Below are 534 nucleotides of genomic sequence, written 5' to 3'. Positions count from 1 at the left end.
ACTTGGTTTGCCTGCGCCTTGCAGGCAACCTCAAGACCATTGGCATAGACGGTCATGCCGATCTCCCGTATGCGAACACCGCAGCGCCGCACGCGCCTGCATCGGACGAGGCCTCGATGAGAACCGGATTGCCGGCGGCATACCCTTTCCCGGCTGCTGTCCAAGCCATGCCAACCATGACAGGAACGGCTGCGGCCCCAACATTGCCCAGAGATTCAGCGGGCGACCATAAGTCCTGAAACTCGTGGCGTCCCCGCAGGAGGCGGATAGAGGCCAACGCGGTCTGCTTGAACCAGTAATGCTCGCCGATCAGGTCCGCGATGCGATAGCCGAGCCGGTTCATGTCAATCCCGGTCTCTTGGAATGCCACATCGTATGCCGCCGTCATGCCATCGGCGCGCAGCGGCAAATCCTGCTCGTTGTAAATCGAAGCTTCCTCGCGCGAAAGACCGAGTCCGAAGAGCCTGAAACCGTTATTTCGCGGTCGTGAGCATAGAACCGCAGCCGCAGCTTCGCCTGGAATGAAGCCGTTGG

Annotated in this window: 1 pseudogene; it reads right to left on the bottom strand. The window is 60.5% G+C overall.

Annotation, left to right across the window (positions count from 1 at the left end):
* Positions 1–52: 52 nt before the first annotated feature.
* Positions 53–534: pseudogene (locus EN780_RS37165) on the bottom strand (3-oxoacyl-ACP synthase); the annotation flags it as partial.

Origin of the sequence: Mesorhizobium sp. M4B.F.Ca.ET.089.01.1.1 (assembly GCF_004022605.1) — a bacterium.
Taxonomy (GTDB): Bacteria; Pseudomonadota; Alphaproteobacteria; order Rhizobiales; family Rhizobiaceae; genus Mesorhizobium; species Mesorhizobium abyssinicae.
Note: the sequence above shows the minus strand (reverse complement) of the source record. Positions and strands in the feature narration are given on the sequence as shown.